The organism is Micromonospora sp. WMMD956 (assembly GCF_029626125.1).
Taxonomy (GTDB): Bacteria; Actinomycetota; Actinomycetes; order Mycobacteriales; family Micromonosporaceae; genus Micromonospora; species Micromonospora carbonacea.
Genome location: NZ_JARUBI010000003.1, coordinates 1 through 2,028, shown reverse-complemented (window position 1 = coordinate 2,028; position 2,028 = coordinate 1). Strand labels below are relative to the sequence as shown.

The 2,028-nt window shown below is 72.4% G+C and carries 3 protein-coding genes; all 3 read left to right on the top strand.

Annotation, left to right across the window (positions count from 1 at the left end; genetic code table 11):
* Positions 1 to 215: 215 nt before the first annotated feature.
* From O7628_RS00150 to O7628_RS00140, 3 genes are read left to right on the top strand one after another with little or no spacing between them, the layout of a single operon-like run.
* Complete coding sequence (locus tag O7628_RS00150; protein WP_278091401.1) at positions 216 to 713, top strand: hypothetical protein; 498 nt, start codon at positions 216 to 218, stop codon at positions 711 to 713.
* Positions 703 to 1,248, top strand: coding sequence for a bifunctional DNA primase/polymerase (locus tag O7628_RS00145; protein WP_278091400.1), 546 nt, complete (start codon positions 703 to 705; stop codon positions 1,246 to 1,248). The genes O7628_RS00150 and O7628_RS00145 overlap by 11 nt, the downstream gene beginning before the upstream one ends.
* Positions 1,245 to 1,475 (top strand): hypothetical protein, encoded by a 231-nt coding sequence (locus tag O7628_RS00140; protein WP_278091399.1) that lies wholly within the window; start codon positions 1,245 to 1,247, stop codon positions 1,473 to 1,475. Before O7628_RS00145 ends, O7628_RS00140 begins: the two co-directional genes overlap by 4 nt.
* The last annotated feature ends 553 nt before the right edge of the window (positions 1,476 to 2,028 follow it).

The window sequence follows — 2,028 nt, the reverse complement described above, 5'->3', positions numbered from 1 at the left end:
GGCCGGTGGCCGGGTTCTGTCGGTGCGGTGCGCTACGCTGCCCGCACGGCTGACGCGCCAGCCGATCCGGGAGTCCGGACCCGCCACGCCGGGACCGGACGGCGAACGGAGAAGACGTCTCAGACTCAGCGCCCCCTCCACCATCCTGCTGGTCGGCATGACCTCGTGTCGGTGGGGTCGGGCGTGGGCGTACCCCGCCGAGGAACGAGCTGACGATGCCGAAGACCAACCGCAAGCTCACCCGCGCGGTGATCGAGCGACGCGACAGCACCGGTGAGACCTACACCCAGGCCCGCGAGGGCGTGCTGGCCACCCTGAGCCTGCCGGAGACCGAGCGCCAGGCCCACGCGTTCGCCGCCGCCGTCGCGCTGCGCATGGCCCACGCCGGCGAGGACGCCGACCGCGCCGCCACCTCGGTGGAGGAGATCCAGGATCTCGCGCAGTGCAACGGCTGGCCCTTCGCCGACGCGCAGGTCGAGTACGACTCCCCGCTCAACCAGGTGATGTGCGACAAGTGCGGCTGGACCAACGGGATGGTCTGCCCCGAGTGCCCCGGCTGCGGCTGCTACAACGACCGGTGCACCGGCTGGCGTCACAACGAGTTCATGAGCGACGACGAACGCCGCGAGCGCAACGAGTGCCCCGAGTGCGGCGGCAACATGCAGAACCACTACGAGTGCACCTGCTACGACGACGTCGACGATGAGGACTGACCCGACGCCCGCGCTGGCGGCCGGCCTGGCGGTGTTCCCCCTGCCGGCCGGCGCCAAGCGCGCCGCCCCCGGCTGGCCCCACCAGATCACCACCGACCCCGCCGCGGTCGCCGCCTGGCCGGCCGACGTCAACGTCGGCGTCGCCTGCCGCGCCTCGAACGTGGTCGGTCTGGACCTGGACCGCAAGGACGGCGTCGACGGCGTCGACACGCTGCGCGCGCTGTGCGCCGCGGCCCGCTGGCCCTGGCCGGACACCCTCACCGTGGCCACCGCCCACAACGGGCTGCACCTGTACTTCCGCGCCCCCGCCGGCGTCATCGTGCCCAGCACGATCGGTCGCTGGCCCGGCGTCGACGTTCGCGCCCCCGGCCGCCGCCTCGGCGGCTACCTCGTGGGACCCGGCTCGGTCGTCGACGGCCGCCCGTACACGATCAGCCGGGACCTACCCATCGCGCCGCTACCGCCCTGGCTGACCACGAAACTCACCAGCGGCCGCCACCGCGCCGGCGTCACCGCCACGGCGGTGCCGGCGTGATCCGCGTGCGCCTGGTCGCCGACGACGCCGACGAGCTGCACGCCGCGGCCGCCGCCGTCGCCCAGGTGCTCACCGTCACCCGCACCAGCCGGCCGGTTCCCCGCCGCTCCGGCGACGGCATCACCTGCTACCTCGACACCGAACTGCCAGGGCCGACCACCGCGACCGCCAGCCCTGGCAGCACAACTCCGGTCAGCCACGACGGCGGCCCGGCACACCACCGGTAACCGCCAAAGATGTCGAGCACCCCGCAACCCCCGTTGCCAGGCGCCCGACCAGCGCCAACACGCCACCCTCACCGCCACGATTAGCGAACCAGCCGACGAAGCGACCACGGAAGCATCCGAGGAAGCTCCTCGGGCAGCCGAAACCCGCTCACAGAAACTCACACCGCAGGTCACGGCGCATCTGTCAGCCCGAACGGACGATCTGTCAGCGCCGGCCGCCGACGTCGACGCCTTCTGACTCACGACCGCGCAGGCCCCTTCCGTCAGGGCTTCACCCTGCCCTGCAACCCTCCGCGCCAGCGAGCACCCGCCAGCGGGCCCGCACGACCGCTCACAGCGCAGGTCAACCGCCCTGTGACAGATCCTCACGGCGCGGTGTGAAAGCCCGACTCCCTCCTGAAAGGAGGGAGTTCCTCTTCCTCTCTCTCCCAGGCAGACGCGGCTTCCCGCGTTGACGTCGGTGCCGCGGCGTGGCTTGGCGTCGGTGTCTGCGTCGGCCTAGAAGCGGACCCCGACACCGACTACCGCAACCCGGCGTTCGGCCAGCACACCG

Bases quoted from the DNA above. Each gene is read 5' to 3' on its own strand.
- O7628_RS00150 (WP_278091401.1), top strand. From the start codon at position 216: ATGCCGAAGACCAACCGCAAGCTCACCCGCGCGGTGATCGAGCGACGC.
- O7628_RS00145 (WP_278091400.1), top strand. From the start codon at position 703: ATGAGGACTGACCCGACGCCCGCGCTGGCGGCCGGCCTGGCGGTGTTC.